The organism is Bradyrhizobium sp. P5_C11_2 (assembly GCF_054049755.1).
The window spans coordinates 1-3,544 of sequence record NZ_JBFULT010000678.1; the positions used below are offsets into that span (position 1 = coordinate 1).

Below are 3,544 nucleotides of genomic sequence, written 5' to 3' on the forward strand. Positions count from 1 at the left end.
GGATATGATATCCGAACGAGCGCGGATCCTTCAGGGCCTCGACCAGGCCGGTCTTGGCGTGAGGGGCGAGTTCTCGTGTCAGCGACCGGGTGTGGAGGTCGCCATCGATGAGCAGCGTGCGGTGCCCGGTCAGCGCGGTCAGGTGCCCGAAATTGGCGGCGACCGTCGTTTTCCCTTCCTTCGGCAAGGACGACAGAATCCCGATCACCTTGACCTCGCGCGACAGCCGGGCCACGTCGATCGAGACCTTGATATTCCGCAGCGTCTCGGCAAATCGCGAGAAGGGATGGTCGACGACGTAGCTGGAGATTGCGGTGTCCGCGGCCAAGCCGTCTGCCGTCTTCAGCAACTGACCGGTGGCGCGAATGTCGGGAAGAACGCCGAGGCACTTGACGCCAAGCTGGTCTTCGACGTCGCTCGGAGACCTCAGCACATCGCTCAGCAGCTCTCTGCCGAAGGCGGCACCGAATCCGAAGCACAGTCCGCCGAACAGTCCGCCGATCAATGCCAGCACGGTCTTGGGCGAGCTCTTCTTGTCGGGTTTGACCGCCGTGCCGATGATGCGCGCTTCGCTGATCGGGAAGCTCTGGTTCTGCGTGGCGTTCTGCAGCTTCTCGAGGAAGTTGTTGTAGAGATTGCGGTAGGTATCGGCCGCGCTCTCGAGGTCGCGCAGCTTCACCTGCGCCTGGCTCGTGCTGCCAGCCTGGGATACGAGGGTCTTGAGATTGTCGTCCAGCGACGTTTCGCGGCTCTTGGCGATCTCGTATTCGCTGCGATACGCGTCAGCGATGCGCCGCACCTCGTCCGCCATCGCCTTGCGCAACTCCTCCATGCGATTCGCCAGATTGATCGCCGCCTGGTGAGTCTTGCCGTAGCGGGTCGACCAATCCGCATACTGTGCCGCCAGGTCGAGGTATTGCGCCCGCAGACGGGTGATCACGGTGTTGTTGAGAGCGTCGGTCACGGTCGGCTGGACCAGATCCTTGTCGAGCACTCCTTCGATGCGGTCCAGGCGAGCCTTGGCTTCAGCGGTCGCTGCGCGGGCCTGGATGAGCTGCGTGTTGACGTCGGTCAACTGCTGCTCGCTCATCAAGCCGCGGCTGGTGCCGACGATGTTGTTCTGGGCCTTGAAGGTCTGCACGGCCCGGTCGCTTGCGGTCGCCTGCTCGCGCAGCTCAGCGCTGCGCTGCTGGAGCCATTCGCCGGCGCGCTTGGTCGACTGGTACTTTGCCTCGAGCGCCCCAACGATATAGGCGTCCGCGACCGCATTGGCGACGAGAGCGGCCTTGTCGGGATTGGCGGAGCGGAACGACACCGAGAGCACGTAGGTGGTCAGAACCCGTTCCACCTTGAGGTTCTTCTGAATGGTCTCGACCGCAGCGCGCTCGATTCGCTCCTTCGACGGAGGGCCGTCGGATCCGAACAGCGACATGGTCTTCCCGATGGCCAGTGCGAGCAGTCCCGGATTGGAGCCGTTGTACTCGGGGTCCTCGATGAGCTTCAGGCGGCGAACGATCGACAGGAGCAGATCGTCGGATTGGAGGATCTCGACCTGGCTATCGACAAACCCGGTGTCGATCAGGGCATTCGACATGCCGCTGTCCTTGTCCAGCACCTGAGTCTGGCGGGTGTCCATGAGGATGCGAGCGTTAGCCGTGAACATCGGCGTCGCCACCAGCAGGTAGATGATGACGAGTGCCAGCGCGGCTCCGACGATCGAGGCGATCAACGGCCATTGGCGGCGCAGGATGTCGATGACGCGGTCGACGCTGAGAGTCGTGCCGCCGAGCTCGATTGCGTATTTGGCGCGGGGCTGGAATTGATCGCGAGGTTGAAACATCTGTTGGAACGCTCGAATGGCTATTCGGGAAGCGGCATGCTTGCGAAGGGGTCGGCAAGTTCGGTCTTGTATTCGCCCGACATCATGCTTGCCCCGGGCTTGGGCAAGTTGGCTGCCGTTGGCGGCGGAAGCGGTACGTCGTCGGGCTCGGACGAGTATCCGGCGAGCACGGCGCTGTCGTGCATCTTGGCGACGAAATCGCTGATCTTCCGTGCGGCCTCAGGCTTGCTCGCGCGGCAGCGGATTTCGGCGCGGTGGAGCGCCGTCCCGATAGACGCGCGGTCGGCCTGGGTTGCAGCTTGCGTAAGGCCCTGCACCGACTTGAGGACCGATATGTCGGTGACAAGGTAGCCCTGAAGGCGCCCCGATAGCTTTTCCTTCTCGTTGCGCAATTGGATCAGGAGAGAGCTCGGCTCAGACACGAAGGCATCGAGCGCGATTTGCGGCACTCGCTCCGAGCGGTCGACGCATTGCGCGTGTGCGGCGCCGGCAGGTCCGCAAAGCATCGTGACCGACGCGACGATCCCGATGATCCATCTGCGGCCGGCGTCAATCAGCTTCGACTGAGGCAAGTTATCTTCCATCTCGCTTACGTTCACCGACTAACGCTGGACGGACTTATAAGAACCGCTTGATGTAGATAAAGTATGTCAAATTTTTGTGCGGTGCAAAAATAGCTGGAAACAGTGGGGCCTGCCAAGTCATTTTTCGCTTCGCTGCAAGGCCTTAGGGCGGGAGCCTATACGGCGGCACCCTCTTAGCAGAGCGTCCAAATCTGCGCCATCTCGCAGCGCACGGAGATGACAGGTTTCCGGTCGCATATCGCCCTCGGATGCGCCTGATACCTTGCCTAGATATTGCTCAGGTCATGACCAGAGGTCCAAAACGTTGATGGGTCCCGATCAGGATCGGGACCCATCATCAGTTCTTCCTAGGATTTTGAGTCTCAGGACGGGGTCCGCAGTGAAGCGAGGCGGCTGGCGCGCAAATGCTCGCCGTGCTCGCTGACAGCCACCCAGAAGCGCGGGTTGCTGCCGGATTGCATGGAAATCCACTGATAGCCGGCCGCATTCCAGGGGCGGACGGATGAGGAGAGATTGTCGAGCACGACGTCGCCGTCGCTCATCCGGGCGACCAGCACAAGGTGCCCTTGCCCGCCAGGGGTGAGGACAACTGCAAGTCGCAGCGCCGATTTCGGCCAGCCCATCTCGATGAGGCGGTGCCGCTTGGTCACGGCGTAATCGTTGCAATCGCCGGCGGCAGGAGACAGCGTCCAATGCCTGAGCAGCGGGTTGGTCGGTTTTTGCATCGGCGTGATGGCATCGTTCACCGAGCGATTGACCTCGCGCAGCATCGCCGACGCCCGCTCGCCGGAAGGCGGCGCCTGCTGGTCCGCAACCGTATCCGGTTCGCACTCCGTGCCATAATTCATGCAAAACTTCACGAACTGGAGCGGTGCAAGCGCGTTGTCATATTCGCTGATGAAGGAGCCCGCAGCGCGCGGGTTGTCGATGATCGTGTCGGCCTTGGCAGCGGCGCCCGCACAAGCGAGCCCGGCCGCCAGGAAAGATCTGAAAATCCAGCTCATAGTCATCCCCGTTATTCGCCATTGTTCTTGACGCTAGGGGATACAACGAACCCATTAGGTTCGGGTTTTGCAGTCAATTACAATTTTATCGGCTCCGCGAGGCTGGTTCCTTGAAC

3 protein-coding genes are annotated in these 3,544 nt (G+C 61.7%); all 3 read right to left on the bottom strand.

Going from position 1 to position 3,544, the window contains the following annotated elements; genetic code table 11:
* Positions 1 to 1,840: GumC family protein (locus tag ACXJL8_RS36725; protein ID WP_456686591.1), on the bottom strand; the 1,840-nt coding region annotated here is incomplete at its 3' end.
* 20 nt (positions 1,841 to 1,860) lie between these two features.
* Positions 1,861 to 2,439 (bottom strand): hypothetical protein, encoded by a 579-nt coding sequence (locus tag ACXJL8_RS36730; protein ID WP_456621609.1) that lies wholly within the window; start codon positions 2,437 to 2,439, stop codon positions 1,861 to 1,863.
* A 347-nt stretch (positions 2,440 to 2,786) separates the two neighbouring features.
* Entirely contained in the window at positions 2,787 to 3,428 is a 642-nt protein-coding gene (locus tag ACXJL8_RS36735; RefSeq protein WP_456621610.1) for a transglutaminase-like cysteine peptidase, read from the bottom strand.
* Positions 3,429 to 3,544 lie beyond the last annotated feature (116 nt).